This window comes from Microcystis sp. M53603_WE2 (assembly GCF_030065435.1).
The window spans coordinates 1-2331 of sequence record NZ_JASJFF010000133.1 but is presented as its reverse complement, the minus strand read 5'-3'; the positions used below and the strand labels follow the sequence as shown (position 1 = coordinate 2331).

The window sequence follows — 2331 nt, the reverse complement described above, 5'->3', positions numbered from 1 at the left end:
TAGGAAAGCATGGGGATGAAGGTATGATAGCGAGATATGTAAAAGAACAAGATAAAGAATACCTGCAGCTACACCAAAATCTACAATTGAGTCTATTTTGATTCTGATACCCCGTCCGCTTGCGGCGGGGTAGTTCATTTTTAACTTTCATATTTGTCTTTAGGTTTAATATTCACGATTATAGATAATTGTGGGTAATTTGATCAAGTCCCAAACTATACATTCAACTTTGGTTAAGTAGGGAGGCAGAATTATTTGTAGGATGGGTTAGCGGTAGCGTAACCCATGCAGGCGTTGGGTTTCATGCTTCAACCCAACCTACGTTCATCTTATATTTAATTCCACCCACCCACTTATCAAGGTTACTTACAGAAATTATAACCTTTCCAAGGCTTTTCTCTCTTTTTCAGTCACTTCTCGCCATTGACCGGGTTGTAATCCTGTTAAGCATAATTTATTGTTTTTGTCAATAGTAATGGCTGTTCTAATTAATCTTAAAGTCGGATAACCAACGGCAGCCGTCATCCTTCTTACCTGACGATTTCTTCCCTCAGTTAAGGTAATTTCTAACCAAGCGGTGGGGACAGATTTTCGATAACGAATCGGTGGCTCTCTGGGGGGTAAATCTGGTTCAAAATCTAGTAAATTAACTATTGCTGGTCGAGTGCGATAATCCTGAATAGGAAGACCTTGACGCAATTTTTCTAAAGCGTTTAGGTCTGGAATTCTTTCGACTTGTACCCAATAGGTACGCGGATGAGCAAATTGACGATGACCCAAACGATGCTGTAATTGACCGTTATCTGTGAGTAATAATAATCCCTCGCTGTCCCTATCTAAACGACCGACAGAATAGATATTCGGGATGGGAATATAATCTTTTAAAGTCGAGCGACCATTTTCATCAGTAAACTGACATAATACATCGTAGGGTTTATAAAAAAGGATATATTTATTCAAAGTAAAAATAAGTCAGGAGATAGGAGTCAGGAAATAGGAGTCAGGAGCTTTTTGCTTTTATCAGTAAAAATCAAACAGTAATCCATGAAAATAAAGCTCAAAACTTGCCACTTAATACTATTCACTGAAAACTAAAATCTGATAACTGATTACTGATTACTGATAACTGATTCAATCCCGTTGATGGGAGAATTGATAAGCACCGACAATCGAGAGAAGAATAGCGACGATTAATAAAATGGGGATAGCGAACCAAGGAAATTGATTAATATCGTAGGCTGCGGCTCTTAATCCCAGACTAGCATAGGTGAGGGGCAAGGAATAAACAATAATTTTTAATGGCCAGGGTAAGGTTTGGGGGTCGAAAAAAGTTGCTCCTAAAAAAGACATCGGCACGATTACAAAGTTATTATACAGACTGACACTTTCGAGGGATGTAACTCGCAATCCGACAATTGCCCCTAAACCGGCAAAGACGGCACAATTTAAGATTAAAACTAATAAAAAGAGGGGATTGAGAAAACTGGCAAATTTTCCTGTAAATAAGATAGCAACGAGAATCACTGATGCAGAAGTCATTACACCGCGCAAAATTCCCGCGAAAACTTTGCCTAAAAATAATGAGAGGGGATGGACGGGAAGTAATAATAATTCCTCGAAGGTTTTACTAAATAAGCGATCGCCACAGATGGAAAAGGTGGTTCCCCCGAAACTGATCGCCATTGAGGACAGGGCCACCATTCCGGGTAAAATAAATTCTAGATAGGAATCGCCGAGTGAGGGTTTCATCGAGCGATCGAGGGCGCTTCCCAACCCCAACCCGAAACCGATAATATAGATTAGGGGAGAAACTAAACCTGTGGCGGCGATCTGAAGGACTCTCGCGCGTAAATCTAGCCATTCTCCCCAAAATACGGTTAAAGTGTCTGTTAATATCGTCTGAGCTTGAGCTAGTTTCACTGGTATTTTGGTTAATTAGTAAATATACTTTTAATAATAATTAATATTTGTCCCCTTTTTCAAGAGTGGCTCATCCCAGTTTAGTAAAATGTAGTAAAATGTAGGGTGCGTTAGACGGCGACAATCTCTGCTTAAACTTGAATCTAACAATCCGTCGTAACGCACCACACCTAGGATTAATTTAATTTGGTGCGTTACGCTACCTACTACTCATCCCAGTTTAGTAAAATGTAGTGGACTGTTTCAGCTAAAATAGGGCAATAGATTTCGGCTTAAAGTCTTAGATTATAGAATTTATAGCATTTTTCTAATACACCAAATTAGCTGAAACAGTCCAGTAGGATGGGTTAGCGGTAGCGTAACATGAGCGGGCGTTGGGTTTCATGCTTCAACCCAACCTACGTTCATCTT

General features: G+C 39.6%; 2 protein-coding genes and 1 pseudogene. 1 reads left to right on the top strand and 2 read right to left on the bottom strand.

Annotated elements, in window-relative coordinates; translation table 11 throughout:
* Positions 1 to 101 (top strand): annotated as a pseudogene (locus tag PX481_RS30025) (IS200/IS605 family transposase); the annotation flags it as partial.
* Between the two features lie 274 nt (positions 102 to 375).
* Here the strand turns inward: PX481_RS30025 and PX481_RS03145 are convergent.
* Together PX481_RS03145 and PX481_RS03140 are read right to left on the bottom strand one after the other, a co-directional pair.
* Complete coding sequence (locus tag PX481_RS03145; RefSeq protein ID WP_002751273.1) at positions 376 to 960, bottom strand: pseudouridine synthase; 585 nt, start codon at positions 958 to 960, stop codon at positions 376 to 378.
* 171 nt (positions 961 to 1131) lie between these two features.
* Positions 1132 to 1920 (bottom strand): ABC transporter permease, encoded by a 789-nt coding sequence (locus PX481_RS03140; protein WP_288027559.1) that lies wholly within the window; start codon positions 1918 to 1920, stop codon positions 1132 to 1134.
* Between the last annotated feature and the right edge of the window lie 411 nt (positions 1921 to 2331).